An 18,315-nucleotide genomic window follows, 5' to 3' on the forward strand; every position below is an offset into this window, starting at 1 on the left:
GGTCGCTGTTAACGCTGGCGAATCAACGCTTCCTGGGTGGTAGAGGCCACCAACGTGCCACTTTGATTAAAAAAGTTGCCGCGATTGAAGCCGCGACCGGAAGAGGCACTTGGGCTGTCTTTATCGTAAAGTAGCCAGTCCTCCATGCGAAAATCCCGGTGGAACCAAATAGCATGATCCAGGCTAGCGATCTGCAGCCCTTCGTTCATAAAGGATACGCCGTGGGGGTTCAGGGATGTTCCCAAAAATGAAAAATCTGACGCATAGGTCAGTAGGCAGCGGTGTAAAACAGGGTCATCTGGCAACGGCCCGAGTGCACGCATCCAGCTTTGCTTGTGAGGCGGGCGTTTTTCAGGCTGAAGCGGGTTCATTGGGTTAACCGGGCGAATCTCGATGGGGCGGTCGCAGGTCATTATCTCCCGCAGCCTTTCGGGCACCTGAGAAGCCATCATCTTACCCCAGTCTTGCTCTGAGCGCAGAGTTTCCGGGTTTGGCGAATGAGGCATATCCAGCTGATGCTCCAAACCATCTTCAGCGGCATGAAACGACATGGAGCCGGTTAAAATCTCTTTGCCATCCTGATGGGCAATGACACGGCGAACCGCAAAGCTGCGGCCATCGCGCACCCGCTGAACCTCGTAATCGATGGGCATATGCTGATTGCCCGGGCGCAAAAAGTAAGCATGCATAGAGTGACAGAGTCGGCCTTCAACGGTGTGGCTGGCCGCCATTAGCGCCTGCCCCAGAACCTGGCCGCCAAATACGTGGGGAAACCCGAGATCCTGGCTGTCGCCACGATAGTGGTCGTCGCCAGTGGGAGTCAGGTACAGCAGCTCCACCAGTTTTTTTGTAATCTCAAGCATGCCTGCTCCAGTTGATTAATTAGCACACGAAGTGGTTTCTACCCCAAGCAGGAAGATTTCGCAACGAAAAGTGACCAGAGAGTGCCGTAGCTCATCTCCGTTCGCTCACCCGTCAGGCTTTTTGCCAAGGCACGGGCACAGGCCAGAACCAGCTTACTGTAGCGCAAACTGCTGTCACCCAGCAGCAACCTGTGACTATCCGTGTCTATGCCGGTTGCTGTGGCATGGGTGCGCAGTTCCAGGTTCAGCTGCTCTGCCATAACCGTGCTCCTCTCGGTTTTAGCTGATTTCGATCATTTCAAAATCTTCCTTACCCACGCCACAATCGGGGCACTCCCAATCGTCAGGCACATCTTCCCATGTGGTACCAGGCTCAATGCCATCTTCAGGCCAGCCTTCTGCCTCATCGTATACCAGGCCACACACCACACACTGCCACTTTTTCATAGACAATCTCTCCACCACACCTGTGTGGCCGCAATAATATTTGTAGAACAATGCACCAAACAAGTGTTTTTCCATAACAGACTGCCACGCCTGCCGTACACGTTGTCTGTCTGCGTTTCACAGCAATGATACTCGGCACGTAGGCATTGACCAATGCCGCTACGGACGCCCAACCCGGGTTTTTCTGCCAATTGTAAGCGCTTCACCCCCTCCCCTCTGCCGCCCGGCTGCGGTATAATTTCCCGTTTTACGACAGGACCGACCGTTATGAGCGATACCGTCGCCGAAATGAATCAGGTAATGGCAGAGGCTGATTGCCTGATTGATGAGCAACAGGTACAGACTGCCATCCAAAACCTGGCCGACGACATTACTGACCGCCTTGAAGACAGCAACCCTTTGCTTTTTTGTGTAATGAACGGCGGGCTGATTTTTACCGGCCAGCTTCTACCTCGGCTCAAGTTCGCGGTGCAGGCAGAATACCTTCACGCAACGCGCTACCGGCAGGAAACTACCGGCGGTATCCTTGAGTGGCGAATCCAGCCTGACGCAGATATGAAGGATCGTATCGTGCTGATTGTTGACGACATTCTTGATGAAGGCACAACCCTGAACGCCATTGCCGATTATTGCCGGGCCCATGGTGCAAAAGAGGTGCTAACAGCTGTACTGGTGGACAAACAACATGACCGTAAGGCTTACCCGAACCTCAAAGCAGATTTCACCGGCCTTGAGGTAGAAGACCGCTTTCTGTTCGGCTACGGCATGGACTACAAGGGTTACTGGCGTAATGCACCCGGAATTTATGCCGTCAAAGGGCTTTGATATTAGCGACCCAGGCCTGACCATTCCGCCAACCGATTGGTACCAGTCCTTTGCTGCAGCCGGTCTCCGTAACCCAAGCGTTCATGGCCCGGCTCGGTACTGGCTGCAGGTAGAAGGCTCCTTCACTCGGGCACTCCAAAAGCAATGCAAACGCTCGTTCCATGTTGAAGTACCCCGGGAAGGATTTGCGACACCCACCCTTGAAGAAGCCAGGCGCCTTAAGATCCCTATGCGCCAGCAGGCCTGGATTCGTGAAGTGCGTCTATGCGGTGACGGCACACCCTGGGCGCTTGCCCGCACGGTTATCCCTCTTTCCTGCCTGAAAGGGAAAGGCAGACGCCTTCTTCATCTGGGCAATAAGCCCTTGGGCGCTTATCTGTTCAGCAGCCAGAATTGGCAACGGGGGCCACTGGAAACCGGCCTTTGTCGTCAACAAGACCACCACAAGCCGATAACCGGCATGCCCGAAATTGCCCGCCGATCCCTGTTCAGCAACCAGGATAGCGCCCTGCTGGTAGGTGAATATCTGCTTCCGGTTCTTTACCGCTAGCAGCGTCAACACAGGCGCCGGCTTTCATCCGATACCTGTCACTGGCTATAATCCTTGCACTTTCAGTTTTCAGACACTCTTTTTTTACACACCGCAAACGGACAAACCCATGCTGCTTGACGCCGTGCCAGAAAACATACGGGGCCGACTCACCGATTACGCGCAGTTGCTGCGCATCAACCGTCCCATTGGCACCCTGCTCTTGCTTTGGCCCACCTACTGGGCTCTCTGGCTGGCCGGCAACGGTAGCCCCGGCATTGGCAACATTATCGTTTTCACGCTGGGCGTTTTCTTCATGCGGGCGGCCGGTTGCGCCATAAACGACTTTGCCGACCGTGACTGGGACAAGCACGTAAAGCGAACCAAAGACCGACCACTGACTACCGGTCGGGTAAACGCCTGGGAGGCGGTCGCCCTGTTTGGCGGGCTATGTGTTATTTCGTTTTTGATGGTGGTGCTGTTTACCAACACCCTGACACTCTACTTGTCCTTTGGGGGTGCCGTACTGGCATTTATCTATCCGTTCACCAAGCGCTATACCCATTTGCCCCAGCTGTTTCTGGGCGCGGCCTTCTCCTGGGCTATTCCCATGGCGTGGGCCGCCGAGGCAGGTGAGCTTAGCCAGGTCACCTGGTTATTGTTCACCGCCAACCTACTTTGGACCGTGGCTTACGACACGCTTTATGGCATGGTAGATCGCGACGACGATCTGAAAATAGGCATAAAATCCACAGCCATACTCTTCGGCGAGGCCGATCGGGCTATTATCGGCATCCTGCAAGCCATGGTTGTGCTCATTCTGGCCATCGTCGGCCAGCGTTACGACCTTGGTCCCTTCTATCACCTGGGGCTGGCTACCATGGCGTGCCTGTTTATCTACCAGCAATACCTTGCCAAAGACCGCGAGCGGGACGGTTACTTTAAAGCCTTTCTGAACAATAACTGGGCGGGATTTGCCGTGTTTACAGGCTTGGCCATCGACCTGACTCTCTCTTGAGCAGGTCTGTCACAGTGCTGTAACAATGAGACGTTGTAATGGGCTTACAACACACCAGGATCTGAAACAGGTTAGAGATTATGATCGGGAAAACAGTCCTGATTGTCGACGACGAGCCCGCCATCCGGGAAATGATCGCCGTCGCCTTGGAAATGGCCAATTATGAGTGCCTGGAAGCCGCAGACGCCCGTGAAGCCCACGCAACCATTATCGACAAACAGCCGGATATTATTCTGCTCGACTGGATGCTGCCAGGCACCAGCGGCATTGAGCTGGCAAGACGCCTGAAGAAAGAAGATACCACCGCAGATATTCCCATTATCATGCTCACTGCAAAAGTTGAGGAAGATAATAAAATCCGCGGCCTGGAAGTGGGCGCTGACGACTACATCACCAAGCCCTTCAGCCCTCGAGAACTTGTCGCTCGTCTGAAGGCTGTACTGCGCCGGGCAACACCGCCCGGTGTAGATAGCCCCATTGAAGTGAACGGGCTTACACTGGACCCCTCAAGCCACCGCGTTGCCTCAAACGATGACCCGCTTAACATAGGGCCCACCGAGTACCGCCTGCTGCAATTTTTCATGACACACCAGGAGCGCGTGTATACACGCTCACAGCTTCTGGATCAGGTATGGGGCGGTAACGTGTATGTTGAGGAGCGAACTGTCGACGTACATATCAGGCGATTGCGGATAGCCGTGGGGAAACAACACGATCACCTGATTCAAACCGTAAGAGGTGCCGGTTACCGCTTTTCTACCCGGTCAACTTAAAAACCGGCGACACCCCTTACTACCCGTTTTCAACGCTAATACAGAGCAACACCCATGCAGACAATCTGGTCGCGACACCTGCGCTACACCCTTGCTGGCCTCGTGGTCGCCACGCTTGTCGGCCTTTATCTGGGATACCCGGTTTATGGATTTGCCGCCGGGCTGGGTGTGTATTTGCTGTGGACGCTGAATCAGACCCGCCGGCTGGCACACTGGCTGGCAGATCCATACGCTACCAACGAAGCGCCTCAAAGCCTCGGCTTGTGGGGTGAGCTGTTCGAAAAACTGCACAAGCTCAACCAGAACCACCGACTTTCTCAGGATCGACTACGGGCAAGAATCGACCGCATACAGGAATCCACAAACGCCATGCATGATGGCGTTGTCATGACCAACGCGCGCGGTGCCATGGAGTGGTGGAACGGCTCAGCCGAGCACCTTCTCGGGTTTCGTCAAAGCACCGATCAGGGACAGTACATCTATAACCTGATACGTACCCCGGCATTCAGATCCTACTTTGATGCGAAAAATTACCACGAGCCACTGGAACTTCCCTCGCCTGCAAAACCCCATATTCATCTGCAGATCCAGATCAGCCTGTTCGGAGATGACGACCGGCTGATCATGGCCAAAGACGTTTCGCGCTTGCACCAACTGGAAAAGATGCGCCGGGATTTCGTAGGCAACGTTTCCCATGAAATGCGAACCCCGCTGACTGTCATCAGCGGGTATCTGGAGACACTGGTGGACAACGCCGATGAGCTACCTGCCAAATGGCGGCGAGCCGTCAACACCATGGCTACCCAATCTTTTCGCATGGAAGCTTTGATCACCGATCTCATTCTGCTGTCGAGAATTGAAGCCGGCGAGCAGGAAATAAACGATACAACAACAGACGTTAACCGCTTAATCCAGCAAATCTGCCAGGACGCCCGAACGCTCAGCGAAGAAAAACAGCATGAAATCACCTTCACAAGCACCGGCGGGCATCGGCTGAAGGGGGATGAAAAACAATTGCGCAGCGCCTTCTCCAACCTGGTGTTCAACGCCGTAAAGTACACCCCTGCGCAAGGCAGGGTCAGCGTATCCTGGTTCAGCAATCACGAGGGAGGCTATCTTTCGGTAAAGGACACGGGCGCCGGTATCGAGGAAGTTCATATTCCACGGTTAACAGAGCGTTTTTACCGTGCTGACCCTAGCCGACACAAAGATACCGGGGGCACCGGGCTGGGGTTGGCTATCGTTAAACATGTGCTAATCAACCACGATGGCAACCTGGAAATACTCAGCCGCTTTGGCGAAGGTAGCGAATTTATTTGTCACTTCCCGGCAGATCGGCTAGCTGCAGGCTCCGCCGAGCCCTCGTGATAATGGTGCCGCCCCTGAAACAGCACCCGTCACAGATGCGAGAAGAATTCAGCGCTTGCCGGCCCGAAAACGGGCAACAAACCGGGACAGGTCCTCAAGCTTTTTCGGATCCTCATCCACAAACCGAATAATAACGCTCACAAAGTCAGTATCACGGCGCTTGTCTACCGCTTGCAACTGGTGCACATAGCCGTTCAACCGTGCCATCTGTCCTTCAGCTACCTCTATATCAACAACCGCCTGATCCAAAATACCCGGAAACGCCTGGTCCCGCTTTGCAATCACCCGTACTTCCGTCAGATTGATATCCTTAACAGCAGATTTCAGGGTACTGTCGGCAAAGCGTATCGAAGCAAGGCTCACACTGCCCTTTGTCGACGTTGAGGCCCGATTCCCGGATAACGGTGGTGCAGAGGCAGGCTGACCAGCCGGCGAGGCCGTCTGTGCAGGCTCTCGCTTTTGCGTAAGCAAAGTGGCCGACTCTTTGAACGCATCGGTTGGCCCTGCCATGGACCTGCCACTCTTGCCCATGGCAGCCTTCAGGGTGCCACCCATCACTTTCATGATTTTTTTACTCAAACCTTCAGGGCTGAAAGGCTTGCCCAGGTATTCAGAAACACCTCCCTTTACGGCCTCAATCACATGGTCCTTATCGCCTCGACTGGTGATCATGATGAAAGGCACTTTCTCGTACTGAGGCTGCTCACGCATCCATTGCAGTAGTTCCAAACCAGACATTTCCGGCATTTCCCAGTCACACAAAATCAAGTCGAACGTTGTCCGCATCATGAGCGACTGCGCCCTGCGGCCATTCTGGGCATCTGTCGTTTCTATCACTGGAAAGCGTTGGCGTATCGTGCGCTTAACCAGATCTCTTACAAAACTGGCGTCATCAACCACCAGCGCTTTCAGCATTGCCATGTTATCCACTCTCGCAAATGTTAACCCCGACTATAGAACAAAGCCCCACCTGGAAAACCCGCAAGCTACAAAAAAGCCACAAACTTCAAACCCGAACACCCAAAAAGATACAGTTCTATGAAAACACGGAAACAGATAAGTTAAAGAACTGTCACACCCGCTGGTCTTGCAAAGTGTTTCACCGACGGAAAAACACGCTACCATGGCATAATCGTTCACACCTTTTACTCTGACCGAGGTCTCGCGTGCTAACCAAGCTTGCAAGGATTCTTCCCAACCGGCATATGGCATGCCGTCTCTGTGTGTCCACCGTTTTGGCTACATCTGCGCTGCCCGTCGCGGCAGAGAACCCTACCCTGGCAAAAGCACCCGATGGCTTTGAAGAGTGCAAACTGCAACTGCAGGAAAAAGCCATTGCCGCCGGAGTTAGCACCAAAACCGCCCAGAACGTCATGACCGGGGTTCAGCATGTAGACCGGGTTATCGAGCTGGACCGCAAACAACCCGAGTTCACCACCACCTTTGCTGACTACCTGAACCGCCGGGTGAATGAAGACAAGGTGAGCAAGGGACGGGAATTGCTCCAAGAGCACAGCGCCCTGCTGGAGCGGGTAACCGAAGCAACCGGCGTACCTGCCCCTTATCTGGTTGCTTTTTGGGGGCTTGAAACCCACTTCGGCAGCTATTTCGGCAAAATGTCCGTGCCGGATTCCCTGACAACCCTGGCGTGCGACACCCGTCGCAGCACTTTTTTTACCGGACAACTGATTGCTGCCCTGCAAATTATTGATGAAGGTGCCATTCCGGTTGAGCAAATGGAAGGCTCCTGGGCTGGTGCCATGGGCCACGTTCAGTTTATGCCCACGGTATTTCTCAAACATGCAGTGGATGGGGATGGCGATGGCCGCCGCGACCTGTGGAACAGCCTGCCAGACGCCATGATGTCTGCCGGCCGTTTTCTTGAATCCATGAACTGGGATGGCGACTACCGCTGGGGCCGGGAAGTGCTACTACCAGAAAACTTTGACTACTCCCTTGCTGATGGCCGACGCCTTAACCTAAGCAAATGGCGGGAGCTGGGCATTACCGATGCATTTGGCAAACCCCTCGCACGTGAGGATATCTCAGCCGCCTTGATTATCCCTGCCGGCCATCGTGGCCCTGCCTTTTTGGCATATCACAATTTCAAAGTGATCATGGGCTGGAACCGCTCGGAGTTTTACGCCATAGCCGTCGGCCACCTGGCAGACCGTATTGCCGGTGCAGGCACTCTTCAGAACCCGCCACCGGTAGACGCCCCCTCCCTCTCCAGAGACACGGTTCTTGAGCTGCAAACCAGCCTCAACGAGTGTGGCTACGATGCCGGCAAACCCGACGGCATAACCGGACCAGCCACCCGCTCTGCTATACGGAAGTACCAGCGCGATGAAGGGATGGTCGCTGATGGCTACCCGGGACCGGAACTGCTTGACGGGCTTGGGGTAGCCACTCCCTAGGTTGTCAGCTTTATTTACAGCTCAAAAAACCAAAAACCTGCAAGTGCCTGTAATCGAATGGATTTTTAAGTTGGCACAAAAATAGCATTCTCGTAGCGGCAATAGATATAACATTTTGTTATTTCAGCATTGAAACTAGGAGTAATGCATGAAGATGTTAACAAAAGGCGGTTTTGGTGCGCTGTTGTTGTCAGCAGCTATGAGCGTGGCGGCGTTTCCTGTTGATATAACGAAGATTGATGGTGTATTCACTAACGTTAATGCCAACGGAAGCTACATTACTGGCAATGGCGAAAGCAAAATCAGTCGGGGCAATGATATTGAAACGATTTTTGGCACCATTCCGGGTCCAAAAAGTAGCTATGAGTTTAAAGCTGCAAGCCAGCAGACGATCTATGACGATTCAGCTTTTGATCTAGGCACACTGACTCACAAAAACAACCCCACTTGGGGCACGAGTTTAACATCGACAGATTTGGCCATAACACTTGATTTCGCAGGTTTTGGCGAGACCGGCACGACCGATGGAACATTCAAGTTCTCTCACTCCGAAGACATCGGCTGGTACGACGTCATTACGCAGGAAGAGACTGTAACAAGTGAAGGCGTTAAGCTGGGCGATTTTATATATTCTCTGGAGCTTATTGGCTTCAAGGATGGCGACAGTGTCTCAACGGGTGAATTCAGCACCCAGGACTACACACTCCAGGCAAAGCTTCACGCGATTGCTGTACCGGAGCCAGGCACCATTGCCCTGATTGGCCTTGGCCTTGCCGGCCTGGGCATGGCACGTCGCCGCAAAGCCTGATCGGCTAACACGTTGTCAGGCGGTCTGTCGATAAACAGCCTGCCCCATCCATAGACAGCACTAAGCTGGCACCTCGCCCTTTCACCAGGCTCGAGGCGTCAGCTTTTTTAACGCCTGTATTTTATTAATGCCTGCTCTCCGTGATCTGAATCACTAAACCGCGCATAATACTCACCACCATTTTTTATACATATGCGGAATTCATGGACTCAATCACCCAGGCCGCCCTTGGCGCCTCAATAGCCGGGGCTCTGGCAGGCAAAACGCTTGGGCGACCAGCCCTTCTCACCGGCGCGCTGCTGGCTACACTTCCTGATCTTGATGTACTGATTGATTACGGAACGGCGGTGGCAAATTTCACCCAACACCGCGGTTTCAGCCACTCATTGTTGGTGCTTGCACCGCTATCACTGCTATTGGCTGCATTACTCTGGCGCTGGAAGCCGAAGCTGGGGTTTCCGCGCTGGCTATTACTAACCGCTCTGGTATTGATGACGCACCCTGTTTTGGACGCGTTTACTACCTACGGCACTCAGGTTTTCTGGCCACTTGGCCGACCGCTTGCCATTAGCAGCATTTTTATTATTGACCCACTCTATACTCTGCCCTTGCTCGCCGGGTGCATTGCCCTTCTACTGCGCCCTCCCGCATTGGGAGCCATAATCGCAGGCCTGTTACTGTCTACTGCGTATCTCGGCTGGTCTTATGCCGCTCAACAGATGATTACTGAGCGTGTGCAGCCTGCCCTGGCAAAAGCCGGCTTTGCCGACGCTGAGTTACTCGTACAGCCTATGCCCTTCAACACCATTCTCTGGCGCGCCACTGCCATCACTGATCAAAAACGAGTTGAAATCGTTACAGGTTTTTTGGATGGTGGCGCCCCGTTAACGCTCGAGCATTTTCTGCGCCAACCGGAGCTGGCGGACGCCGTATCACAATGGCCGGAAGCCCGTCGGCTGGAATGGTTTACCCGGGGTTTTCTCGACTACAAAACAATCAACGGTAAAATCACCGCAACCGACATTCGTTTGGGCATTCCAGGAGCGCACCCTTTTTCTTTTGTGCTGGCCCGTGAACGAAATGGTACCCTTACGCCCGCTGATGGCGAGCGAGCGCCACGGCCCGCCATGAACACCGGCGCACTGTCGCTACTATGGGCCCGCACGACTGGCGCCATTCCGACACTGTGCCTGGCCAGTCTTACAACGCCGCCCCCCGGCGAGGAATGTTAAAACCATGCGTCTTGATCAATTTATCGCCACCACCTCACCTCTTTCACGCAAAGAAGCAAAGCGTGCCATACATGCAGGTAACGTTGAGGTAAACGGTGAGGTCTGGAAAGATACCGGCAAGCACCTCTCAGCCGATGCTCAGGTCATGCTGGAAGGCGAACGGCTCATCTTGAAGGGTGAGCGCTACCTTATGCTCAACAAGCCTGGGGGTATTGTTAGCGCCACCCGGGACAGCGAACATCCGATAGTTTTGGATCTACTGCCGGCTGAACTAACAGAGGTAGCCCGCAACCTTCACATAGCCGGGCGGCTGGACGCCGACACCACGGGCTTGTTATTGCTGACAACCGATGGCAAATGGTCGCACAGGGTTACCTCCCCCAAAACACAGTGCCCAAAAACCTATCGCGTGAATTTAAGCACGCCTATTCTGGACTCAACCATCGCAGCCCTTGAGGCAGGCGTAATACTGCACCAGGATCCAAAGCCTACCAAACCAGCACAGGTAAAGGTTCTGGAACCCCGATTGATTGAACTCACGATCTCAGAAGGGCGTTACCATCAGGTAAAGCGCATGTTGGCAGCGGCGGGCAACCATGTAGAGGCTTTGCACAGGCAAAGCATTGGCGGGATTGTTCTCGATTCGGCATTGCAGCCTGGCGAATATCGCGAATTGTCAGAAAAGGAAATCGCTTCGGCGGGTTAAGTTGAAACCTGCTCAGGTGCGCTCGAACCGCTGGGCTTTCAGGTTTTTGCGCACCGCGCCTGCTTCGAACACTTCCCCATTCATGGCGATGTACACACCAGCTGGCAAAAGCTGCAGCGCTGCCCAGGCAAAACCTATGTTGAATACGGAATCACTGCGGCGCATCCTTGCAGGCTGCATTGCCCCCGTGAGCACAATGGTTTTATGGCGCAAGGATGCCAGTGCCTGGGCCGTTTCCGCCATGGTATCGGTACCGTGGGTAATCAGTATTTGATGACTGTCGCAGGAAGTAACGGCTTCACGCACCAGCACGCGATCCTTGTCGTTCATTTCCAGGCTGTCCTTGCGTAACAAACCCTGCAGGCGGTAACCCGTGTGGATATTGGATTCCGCCAGCAGTTCCGGCACCAGAGATTCACCGATTTCAAACTCGCTGTTGGCATCGAAATACACTTTATCGATGGTACCGCCGGTGGTAAAAATCTGGATCATGAGAGCCTTGCCCTGTTCAGCTTGCGCATTTTATTTCAAAGCGGCTGTGGCGCTATGAGCCATGGCGTTATAGGCCGCATTTTTTTCCCGGGAGTATTCTCTCGCCGCCTTTGCTACCTGTCCCTTGGCACCAGTATCAAGCCAGCGCTTGATGCGCCCGGCATCCCCCATGGGCGATCGGGTGCCCAGGGAATCCAGAAGCACTGTCACCACGCGCTTGCCATTCATATTGGATATCATAACCAGGCAACGCCCTGCATCAGACAGGTAGCCGGTTTTACTCAGCCCCACGCCCCAGCTTTGCCGGTGCACCAATGCATTGGTGTTTCCGAATGACAGGCTGTAACGGGGCTGGCGAAACTGACCCCGAAAGTAATCGGTTGTAGAGTACTCACGTATTTCGGGATACTTCGCAGCAGCATTGACCAGCCGCACCAGGTCGCCGGCGGTTGAGACGTTCTCCACCGACAAGCCCGTGGGGTCTACAAACTCTGTTCCAGACATGCCAAGCTCTTTTGCCTTGGCGTTCATGGCTTCCACAAACGCCTCAAACCCTCCCGGATGACTTCGTGCAAGGGTGTAGGCGGCAAAGTTCTCGGACGACATAAGGGCAATGCGCAGCACGTCGGAGCGGCGCATTTGCGAGTCAACGCGGATACGGGTGTATGCATTGGCCGCCGCCGGGGTGTGGCGCTTCCGGAACACCAACCATTCATTCAGGGGCGCACCAGACTCCAGCACCACCAGCGCTGTCATCACCTTGGTAACCGAGGCAATGGGCACAGACCGGTCGGCATTCTTTGCAAACACCAGGTCGTTATTGCCAGCGATGGCCACCGCTGCGTTAACGGATGCCAGGCTCGGGCCCTGAGCTTCCGCATCAGAGCCATTCGGATGAGCCTGCACGGCAAATGGCAGGCAAAGCACCCACCACAACAGCATTCGCACCATATTCATTCTGTGCATGTATCAAACTCTATCTTACGGCAATGGCACACTAGGGCAGATCTGTAACGGCACCAGTGGAGGCGGAACTCACGGTGCGGGCGTATTTCGCCAGCACACCCCGGGTAGAACGAGGCTGCGGAGCCACCCAGGCTTTGCGGCGACGCTCCAGCTCTTCCGCTGTCACATCCAGTTCCATGGTGTTGGCAACGGCATCAATGGTAATTGTATCGCCATCTTCAACCAGCGCAATAGGGCCACCCTCAGCGGCTTCCGGCGCAATGTGCCCAACCACAAAGCCGTGGCTGCCGCCGGAAAAACGCCCGTCGGTTATCAGCGCCACGTCATTGCCCAGGCCCTTGCCCATAATCGCCGAGGTAGGCGTCAGCATTTCACGCATGCCCGGGCCACCTTTCGGGCCTTCATAGCGAATAACCAACACATCCCCGGCAACCACCGTGCCGTCGATAATCCGCTCTTGAGCCTCTTCTTCTGAATGGAAGACCCGCGCACGACCGGAAAACTGCGTGCCTTCCTTACCGGTAATCTTGGCAACCGAGCCCTCAGGTGCCAGGTTGCCGTATAGAATACGCAAATGACTGTCTTCCTTAACGGGGTTATCGAAGGCATGAATAATGTCCTGGGCTTCCGGATAGGCCTCAACGGATGCCAGGTTTTCCGCCAGGGTCTGGCCGGTAACGGTCAGGCAATTACCGTGCAGCAGGCCACGCTCCAGAAGCATTTTCATCAGTGGCTGAATGCCGCCGATGGCCACCAGTTCGGACATCATGTAATGCCCGCTTGGGCGTAGATCCGCGAGCACAGGCACGCGTTTGCCGATTTCAACGAAGTCTTCAAGGCTTAGTTCAACCCCCACCGTGCTGGCCATTGCCAGCAGGTGCAGCACAGCATTGGTTGAACCGCCAAGGGCAATAATGACCGTAATAGCATTTTCAAACGCCTCACGGGTCATAATGTCTGAAGGTTTGATGTCTTTCTCAAGCAACGTCATAACCGCTGCGCCGGCGGCACTGCAGTCGTCTATCTTGTTGTTGGAAACCGCATTCTGCGCCGAGCTACCGGGCAAGCTCATGCCCATGGCTTCGATCGCCGACGCCATGGTATTCGCCGTATACATACCACCACAGGAACCCGGGCCGGGAATAGCCGTTTCCTCAATCTGTTTGACTTCAATCAGGTCCAAATCGCCCCGGGCATGAGCGCCTACAGCCTCAAACACCGAGACAATGTCTGTGTGATTTTCGCCGGGCAGAATGGTGCCACCATACACAAAGACCGAAGGCCGGTTCAGCCGGGCCAGCCCCATCAAACATCCGGGCATGTTTTTGTCGCAGCCGCCGATGGCAACCAGCCCGTCAAACCCCTCGCACCCGGCTACGGTTTCGATAGAATCGGCAATAACCTCCCGGGAAACCAGAGAATACTTCATGCCCAATGTGCCATTGGCGATGCCGTCAGACACAGTGATGGTATTAAAAATCAGCGATTTACCACCAGCCGCATCGGCACCTGCGGAGGAAGCTTCTGCCAACTCATGAATGTGCATGTTGCAGGGGGTCAAATTGCTCCAGGTAGAGGCGATGCCAACCTGCGGTTTGCGGAAATCCTCATCGGTAAAACCCACTGCCCTAAGCATGGCACGGCTGGCAGACTTGCCTATGCCGTCTACCACGGGGGCGGAATAACGGCGGCGTTTATCATCAGTCATCAGTCTCTCCTCAAAAGTATCCACAAACCACAGTTGTTGTCATAAGTCTGCCAGACTGACCTGCATCAAATGATAGAGTACAGTCTTGTCTTACAATCATTGCTAAATAATTAAGCCGTGGAGGCATGTCATGTCACTCTCCATTTCGCCAGCAGAAGATTGTTCCGAGTACCAACTCTGGCGTCGCGGCTATGGCGTGATTCAGCACACCGACACTACCTGTGAACGCGTACAAAATCTCGCCGCCCGGCTTGTTGCGGCAGGTCATCAACCGGACTCTGCAACGGTTTATCGCAAACTGGCAGATCTCGACCGAATAACCAGCGCCGGCCTCTGGCTGGTTGTGCACATGACCTACGCCAACCGGGTTGACAGCACCGGCGCCCCGCTGGCCGCGCGGGATTTCAAATGCCAACCTGAAGGTCATACCGGTGGCGCACTCAACATGGTGCCGGCTTACGCGGGCTACCTGGCCTTGAATAACATGACCGGGCAAACACGAAGCTGGCTGATGGGCCAAGGGCACTGCGTGGCAGCCATAGATGCACTGAACGTACTCACCGGCAACCTGCACCCGGAACAGAGTGAACGCTACACCGGAACAGACGGGTTGTCACGAATGGTAGCGGATTTCTATAGCTATCAGCAAAAGCCCGATGGCAGCACGGCGGCACCTCTGGGCAGCCACGTGAACCCTTACACGGCTGGCGGCATTATGGAGGGCGGCTATCTGGGTTTTGCCGAACTTCAGTACGCACACATGCCGCTGCCGGGGGAATCACTGGTGGCGTTTCTTTCCGACGGCGCGGCAGAAGAGCAGCGGGGCAGCGATTGGATACCCCGATGGTGGCGGTCCGAGGACTGCGGCCTGGTAGCGCCCATTATGATTGCCAACGGCCGCCGCATCGAACAACGCACCGAGTTGGGCACCCGCGAAGGGCTGGAGAGATTTGAGGCGCACCTGGCAGCCAGAGGGTTTGAACCCTTCCGCTTTGATGGTCGCGACCCGGCGGCCTTTGTTTGCGCCCTGGCAGACATGGAGCATTCTCTTCAGGATCGCAGCAATCGAGCTTTAACGGGCGAGCTGCACTATCCGGTTCGAATACCTTACGGCATCGCCGAGACTGTCAAAGGTTTCGGTTTCTACGGTGCAGGTCTTAATCCTGCTCATAACCTACCGTTACCAGATAACCCCCGCGTCGACATCCATGCCCGGCAGCTGTTCCATGAACACGCTTCCCTGCTGTGGGTAGCCCCGGATGAGCTTGCAAAAAGCACGCTGCGGCTGAAAGAACACAACCGGCAAGACCGACCTTTGGAGCGTGACCACCCGTTGGCTATGCGTAATCCGCCGGATCTGGTGATTCCCGCCATCCCCTGCCGCCATGACAGGATTTCACCGATGCTGGCAGTGGACGTTTTTTTCCGGGCACTGGTTAAGCAAAATCCCGAACTGAGACCCAGGGTCGGCAACCCCGACGAGCTTGCCAGCAACCGCCTGAAAGGTGTTCTGGAAGAACTCAAGCACAGGGTAAATGTCCCGGAAAGCGCATCCGAGTCAGTGCACGGAAAAATCATCACGGTATTGAATGAAGAAGCCGTGGTGTCAGCCTGCCTGGCGAACAAGGCAGGGCTTAATCTGGTTGCCAGCTACGAAGCCTTCTGTGTGAAGATGCTCGGTGCCATCCGGCAGGAACTGATTTTCGCGCGGCATCAAAAAGTGGTCGGCCGACCTGCCCGCTGGCTTGGTTTACCGGTTATCGCCACCTCCCACACTTGGGAGAACGGCAAGAATGAGCAGTCTCATCAAGACACCACATTCTGTGAAAGCCTGCTGGGTGAAATGAACGATGTGTCCCGGGTTATTTTCCCCGCCGATTACAACAGCGCCCTTGCGGTACTGCCCTCAGTTTACAACAATCGGGGAACCATCAGTTGCATGGTCATTCCAAAGCGGGACAGACCCTGTGTTTTCGATAGCGGCGAGGCCGAAACACTTGCTCGCGGTGGCGCCCTGGTAGTGGACGAAGATACATCCGGGGGTGAACCCGTACTGCTGATCGCCAACGGTGCCTATCAGCTATCAGAAGCCATTCGCGCCTGCGAACGCTTGCGTGACACCGGCACATCCTTTCGCCTGGTGTATGTGCAGGAGCCGGGCCGTTTCCGCGTACCCAGGGATACTGTAGAAGCTGCAAGTTGTCTTTCAGAGCTTGAGCGGGAAAAACTGTTGCCGAGCCGGCTACATCGAAGAATTGCGCTGACCCACATGCGCCCCGAAGTGTTCCGTGGCCATGTGCACACCCTATTCCCCGACCCGGGTCACAGCAGGGTGCTAGGCTATACTAACCAGGGTGGCACCCTGAATGAGGCCGGCATGCTGTTTGCCAATGGCTGCTCCTGGGGTCATGCCCTGGTGGCCTGCGCAGAGGTGCTAAACAAACCACCCGGGGAATGGCTATCCAGCGCCGAATTGGCAGCCGTGGAAGGCAGGGGCGATCCTTTATTAATTACGCGCGGTCTTCCCTGACCTGTCGCTCACCTCAGACCCGGCGCCGTCTCGGAAATGGTACTAATCACACCCGTCAGATCGTCAGGCTTCTGACCGGCGCGGATCGGTTTCAGCAACCCAGGGCGTTTCTTTCCGGCTATCCCGGAAAGCGAGCAGGCTTTCAATACCGGAGAAATCCACAAGGCTGCGAAAGTCCAGCCAGTCCACCAAGCAGTAAAGACAGATTGCGGGGTAGTTCCACTCTTCAAACTGCCCATCTTCAACCTGGGCGGTAAGGGTGCGCAAGGTGGTCATAATCCGCTCGCGCTGAAGGTCAAAAAACAACACGCCCGGCGTGTCTACATCCAGTCCGGAGCGTTTAGCTAATATCAAGGTGACGGCAGAATCGTTGGCGCCATCAATGAGGGTAAGCTGGTTTTGTTGATCCCAGGTAAGAGGATCTCGACCCTGCGTAGAACTGATGTATCGGGCAATAATCCGGGAGTCATAGATTTGCTGGCCATCACTCTCCAGGACTGGAATTTTCAGTGTCGGATTACTGCGCCGGATTTCGTCACGATCTTCACCGTAAATATCCAGATTAACGAACTCGTAGCGCTCTTCGTCCAGCAGAATGCGAATTCGCCGAACATAGGGCGAGGTAGTTGATCCAATCAGCTTCATAAACTCTCCGGTTGTAAAACCCAGTCATACTCGGTGTGTGATTGAAAAGGTCCCACATCAACACCCCGCCACAGGAAAATAACAGGGCTTTTACAACAAAAAAAGGCAGCCGAAGCTGCCTTTTTGGCGGTTATTGCTCTATCCGAACGGGATTAAAGAGCAGTAACGTTCTCCGCCTGAGGACCTTTCTGGCCCTGAGTAACGGTAAACTCAACTTGCTGGCCTTCTGCCAGAGTTTTGAAACCGCTGCCCTGAATAGCGCTGTAGTGAACAAAAACGTCCGGGCCGCCTTCACGAGTGATAAAGCCGAAGCCTTTTGCTTCGTTGAAGAACTTAACAGTACCGGTAGTAGTAGACATACTTAAACTTCCTGAAATCAATCATATTATCTGCTGCCATCCACTGAATGTGTCGGGTCAGCGTTTTATGGAAATACAGAACTCGCGGTATCAAAAACAGGACGGTCACTACTAACTGCGGAGTACGTCTTATTCATGAAATGCTTTGCTGAATCTTTCCTTCACCACCGACTCTACTCTAGCATCATGGGTTTGCCAAGTAGATTTGCAACAATTTATGTACGTAGTGTTACGAGTTAACCCTTTACCAGGCCAAATGTGTAAAGACCCAACGCAGTCATCAAGACGGAACCCACCACATGGAGCAGGATACCGGCTATTGCCATCGGCCATTTGCCATCCTGAATCGCGGCGAACATTTCCAGGGAAAACGTCGAAAATGTCGTCAGAGCGCCGCACAGCCCGGTAATGGCAAACAGGCGCCACTCTGGCGCCAGCGTGCTGGCCTGGCTGAAATAACCAATCAGCAGACCTATTAGCCATCCGCCACAAAGATTGGCTGCAAGCGTACCCAGGGGGACAGCGTGGTAGCCAGTGTTCAACCACAGCCCCAGAAACCAGCGCAGGTTGGCGCCGATAACGGCGCCAACACTGACTGCAAAAAACGATAACCACATAATGGCTGTCGC

At 54.6% G+C, this 18,315-nt stretch carries 20 protein-coding genes; 10 read left to right on the forward strand and 10 right to left on the reverse strand.

What is annotated here, in order from left to right; all coding sequences use genetic code 11:
• Positions 1 to 8: 8 nt before the first annotated feature.
• From tesB to ACTHYN_RS03350, 3 genes are read right to left on the reverse strand one after another with little or no spacing between them, the layout of a single operon-like run.
• Positions 9 to 863: an acyl-CoA thioesterase II gene (tesB, locus tag ACTHYN_RS03340; RefSeq protein WP_441811087.1), complete on the reverse strand. Its 855-nt coding sequence runs from the start codon at positions 861 to 863 to the stop codon at positions 9 to 11.
• 38 nt (positions 864 to 901) lie between these two features.
• On the reverse strand, positions 902 to 1,123 hold the full coding sequence (locus ACTHYN_RS03345; RefSeq protein WP_441811088.1) for a hypothetical protein: 222 nt from the start codon (positions 1,121 to 1,123) through the stop codon (positions 902 to 904).
• Between the two features lie 19 nt (positions 1,124 to 1,142).
• Positions 1,143 to 1,310: a rubredoxin gene (locus tag ACTHYN_RS03350; protein WP_441811089.1), complete on the reverse strand. Its 168-nt coding sequence runs from the start codon at positions 1,308 to 1,310 to the stop codon at positions 1,143 to 1,145.
• Positions 1,311 to 1,577: 267 nt separating this feature from the next.
• Here ACTHYN_RS03350 and ACTHYN_RS03355 point away from each other — a divergent pair, with 267 nt between their 5' ends.
• From ACTHYN_RS03355 to phoR, 5 genes are all read left to right on the forward strand, one after another.
• Complete coding sequence (locus ACTHYN_RS03355) at positions 1,578 to 2,135, forward strand: hypoxanthine-guanine phosphoribosyltransferase (protein ID WP_441811090.1); 558 nt, start codon at positions 1,578 to 1,580, stop codon at positions 2,133 to 2,135.
• Positions 2,116 to 2,685: a chorismate--pyruvate lyase family protein gene (locus ACTHYN_RS03360; protein WP_441811135.1), complete on the forward strand. Its 570-nt coding sequence runs from the start codon at positions 2,116 to 2,118 to the stop codon at positions 2,683 to 2,685. The genes ACTHYN_RS03355 and ACTHYN_RS03360 overlap by 20 nt, the downstream gene beginning before the upstream one ends.
• 109 nt (positions 2,686 to 2,794) lie before the next feature.
• Positions 2,795 to 3,682, forward strand: a complete 888-nt coding sequence (gene ubiA / locus ACTHYN_RS03365) for a 4-hydroxybenzoate octaprenyltransferase (RefSeq protein WP_441811091.1) — start codon at positions 2,795 to 2,797, stop codon at positions 3,680 to 3,682.
• Positions 3,683 to 3,762: 80 nt separating this feature from the next.
• Positions 3,763 to 4,455, forward strand: a complete 693-nt coding sequence (gene phoB, locus ACTHYN_RS03370) for a phosphate regulon transcriptional regulator PhoB (protein WP_441811092.1) — start codon at positions 3,763 to 3,765, stop codon at positions 4,453 to 4,455.
• Positions 4,456 to 4,509: 54 nt separating this feature from the next.
• Positions 4,510 to 5,823, forward strand: a complete 1,314-nt coding sequence (phoR, locus tag ACTHYN_RS03375) for a phosphate regulon sensor histidine kinase PhoR (RefSeq protein WP_441811093.1) — start codon at positions 4,510 to 4,512, stop codon at positions 5,821 to 5,823.
• 48 nt (positions 5,824 to 5,871) lie between these two features.
• On the opposite strand, the gene ACTHYN_RS03380 is transcribed toward phoR, so the two are convergent.
• Complete coding sequence (locus ACTHYN_RS03380) at positions 5,872 to 6,744, reverse strand: response regulator (RefSeq protein ID WP_441811094.1); 873 nt, start codon at positions 6,742 to 6,744, stop codon at positions 5,872 to 5,874.
• 284 nt (positions 6,745 to 7,028) lie between these two features.
• Here ACTHYN_RS03380 and ACTHYN_RS03385 point away from each other — a divergent pair, with 284 nt between their 5' ends.
• The 4 genes from ACTHYN_RS03385 (at position 7,029) to ACTHYN_RS03400 (ending at position 10,986) form a co-directional block, all read left to right on the forward strand.
• Positions 7,029 to 8,240, forward strand: a complete 1,212-nt coding sequence (locus tag ACTHYN_RS03385) for a lytic murein transglycosylase (RefSeq protein WP_441811136.1) — start codon at positions 7,029 to 7,031, stop codon at positions 8,238 to 8,240.
• A 148-nt stretch (positions 8,241 to 8,388) separates the two neighbouring features.
• On the forward strand, positions 8,389 to 9,048 hold the full coding sequence (locus ACTHYN_RS03390) for a THxN family PEP-CTERM protein (RefSeq protein WP_441811095.1): 660 nt from the start codon (positions 8,389 to 8,391) through the stop codon (positions 9,046 to 9,048).
• Positions 9,049 to 9,251: 203 nt separating this feature from the next.
• Positions 9,252 to 10,280: a metal-dependent hydrolase gene (locus tag ACTHYN_RS03395; RefSeq protein WP_441811096.1), complete on the forward strand. Its 1,029-nt coding sequence runs from the start codon at positions 9,252 to 9,254 to the stop codon at positions 10,278 to 10,280.
• A gap of 4 nt (positions 10,281 to 10,284) precedes the next feature.
• Positions 10,285 to 10,986 (forward strand): pseudouridine synthase, encoded by a 702-nt coding sequence (locus ACTHYN_RS03400; protein ID WP_441811097.1) that lies wholly within the window; start codon positions 10,285 to 10,287, stop codon positions 10,984 to 10,986.
• 12 nt (positions 10,987 to 10,998) lie between these two features.
• On the opposite strand, the gene ACTHYN_RS03405 is transcribed toward ACTHYN_RS03400, so the two are convergent.
• The 3 genes from ACTHYN_RS03405 to ilvD are packed head-to-tail and all read right to left on the reverse strand — an operon-like array spanning position 10,999 to position 14,152.
• Positions 10,999 to 11,478 carry an asparaginase domain-containing protein gene (locus ACTHYN_RS03405; protein ID WP_441811098.1) on the reverse strand — a complete coding sequence of 160 codons (480 nt, stop codon included), beginning with the start codon at positions 11,476 to 11,478 and terminating at the stop codon, positions 10,999 to 11,001.
• A 30-nt stretch (positions 11,479 to 11,508) separates the two neighbouring features.
• Positions 11,509 to 12,444, reverse strand: coding sequence for a D-alanyl-D-alanine endopeptidase (gene pbpG, locus ACTHYN_RS03410; protein ID WP_441811099.1), 936 nt, complete (start codon positions 12,442 to 12,444; stop codon positions 11,509 to 11,511).
• 31 nt (positions 12,445 to 12,475) lie between these two features.
• Positions 12,476 to 14,152, reverse strand: coding sequence for a dihydroxy-acid dehydratase (ilvD, locus tag ACTHYN_RS03415; RefSeq protein WP_441811100.1), 1,677 nt, complete (start codon positions 14,150 to 14,152; stop codon positions 12,476 to 12,478).
• A gap of 130 nt (positions 14,153 to 14,282) precedes the next feature.
• Between ilvD and ACTHYN_RS03420 the strand changes: the two genes are divergently transcribed.
• Positions 14,283 to 16,682: a xylulose 5-phosphate 3-epimerase gene (locus tag ACTHYN_RS03420; protein WP_441811101.1), complete on the forward strand. Its 2,400-nt coding sequence runs from the start codon at positions 14,283 to 14,285 to the stop codon at positions 16,680 to 16,682.
• A 63-nt stretch (positions 16,683 to 16,745) separates the two neighbouring features.
• On the opposite strand, the gene ACTHYN_RS03425 is transcribed toward ACTHYN_RS03420, so the two are convergent.
• The 3 genes from ACTHYN_RS03425 to crcB form a co-directional block, all read right to left on the reverse strand.
• Entirely contained in the window at positions 16,746 to 17,327 is a 582-nt protein-coding gene (locus ACTHYN_RS03425) for a glutathione S-transferase N-terminal domain-containing protein (protein WP_441811102.1), read from the reverse strand.
• A gap of 152 nt (positions 17,328 to 17,479) precedes the next feature.
• Positions 17,480 to 17,686: a cold-shock protein gene (locus tag ACTHYN_RS03430; RefSeq protein WP_041340064.1), complete on the reverse strand. Its 207-nt coding sequence runs from the start codon at positions 17,684 to 17,686 to the stop codon at positions 17,480 to 17,482.
• A 236-nt stretch (positions 17,687 to 17,922) separates the two neighbouring features.
• Positions 17,923 to 18,303, reverse strand: a complete 381-nt coding sequence (crcB, locus tag ACTHYN_RS03435) for a fluoride efflux transporter CrcB (protein ID WP_441811103.1) — start codon at positions 18,301 to 18,303, stop codon at positions 17,923 to 17,925.
• Positions 18,304 to 18,315 lie beyond the last annotated feature (12 nt).

The sequence above is a fragment of the Marinobacter sp. genome (assembly GCF_052091845.1).
Lineage (GTDB): Bacteria > Pseudomonadota > Gammaproteobacteria > Pseudomonadales > Oleiphilaceae > Marinobacter.

What these genes read in the sequence shown, in the direction of transcription:
- pbpG (WP_441811099.1), bottom strand. Translation starts at nt 12,444, where the DNA reads ATGCACAGAATGAATATGGTGCGAATGCTGTTGTGGTGGGTGCTTTGC.
- ACTHYN_RS03395 (WP_441811096.1), top strand. Translation starts at nt 9,252, where the DNA reads ATGGACTCAATCACCCAGGCCGCCCTTGGCGCCTCAATAGCCGGGGCT.
- phoB (WP_441811092.1), top strand. Translation starts at nt 3,763, where the DNA reads ATGATCGGGAAAACAGTCCTGATTGTCGACGACGAGCCCGCCATCCGG.
- ACTHYN_RS03425 (WP_441811102.1), bottom strand. Translation starts at nt 17,327, where the DNA reads ATGAAGCTGATTGGATCAACTACCTCGCCCTATGTTCGGCGAATTCGC.
- ACTHYN_RS03405 (WP_441811098.1), bottom strand. Translation starts at nt 11,478, where the DNA reads ATGATCCAGATTTTTACCACCGGCGGTACCATCGATAAAGTGTATTTC.
- ACTHYN_RS03350 (WP_441811089.1), bottom strand. Translation starts at nt 1,310, where the DNA reads ATGAAAAAGTGGCAGTGTGTGGTGTGTGGCCTGGTATACGATGAGGCA.
- ACTHYN_RS03430 (WP_041340064.1), bottom strand. Translation starts at nt 17,686, where the DNA reads ATGTCTACTACTACCGGTACTGTTAAGTTCTTCAACGAAGCAAAAGGC.
- ilvD (WP_441811100.1), bottom strand. Translation starts at nt 14,152, where the DNA reads ATGACTGATGATAAACGCCGCCGTTATTCCGCCCCCGTGGTAGACGGC.
- ACTHYN_RS03420 (WP_441811101.1), top strand. Translation starts at nt 14,283, where the DNA reads ATGTCACTCTCCATTTCGCCAGCAGAAGATTGTTCCGAGTACCAACTC.
- crcB (WP_441811103.1), bottom strand. Translation starts at nt 18,303, where the DNA reads ATGTGGTTATCGTTTTTTGCAGTCAGTGTTGGCGCCGTTATCGGCGCC.
- ACTHYN_RS03355 (WP_441811090.1), top strand. Translation starts at nt 1,578, where the DNA reads ATGAGCGATACCGTCGCCGAAATGAATCAGGTAATGGCAGAGGCTGAT.
- tesB (WP_441811087.1), bottom strand. Translation starts at nt 863, where the DNA reads ATGCTTGAGATTACAAAAAAACTGGTGGAGCTGCTGTACCTGACTCCC.
- ACTHYN_RS03400 (WP_441811097.1), top strand. Translation starts at nt 10,285, where the DNA reads ATGCGTCTTGATCAATTTATCGCCACCACCTCACCTCTTTCACGCAAA.
- ubiA (WP_441811091.1), top strand. Translation starts at nt 2,795, where the DNA reads ATGCTGCTTGACGCCGTGCCAGAAAACATACGGGGCCGACTCACCGAT.
- ACTHYN_RS03345 (WP_441811088.1), bottom strand. Translation starts at nt 1,123, where the DNA reads ATGGCAGAGCAGCTGAACCTGGAACTGCGCACCCATGCCACAGCAACC.
- ACTHYN_RS03360 (WP_441811135.1), top strand. Translation starts at nt 2,116, where the DNA reads ATGCCGTCAAAGGGCTTTGATATTAGCGACCCAGGCCTGACCATTCCG.
- ACTHYN_RS03380 (WP_441811094.1), bottom strand. Translation starts at nt 6,744, where the DNA reads ATGGCAATGCTGAAAGCGCTGGTGGTTGATGACGCCAGTTTTGTAAGA.
- ACTHYN_RS03390 (WP_441811095.1), top strand. Translation starts at nt 8,389, where the DNA reads ATGAAGATGTTAACAAAAGGCGGTTTTGGTGCGCTGTTGTTGTCAGCA.
- phoR (WP_441811093.1), top strand. Translation starts at nt 4,510, where the DNA reads ATGCAGACAATCTGGTCGCGACACCTGCGCTACACCCTTGCTGGCCTC.
- ACTHYN_RS03385 (WP_441811136.1), top strand. Translation starts at nt 7,029, where the DNA reads ATGGCATGCCGTCTCTGTGTGTCCACCGTTTTGGCTACATCTGCGCTG.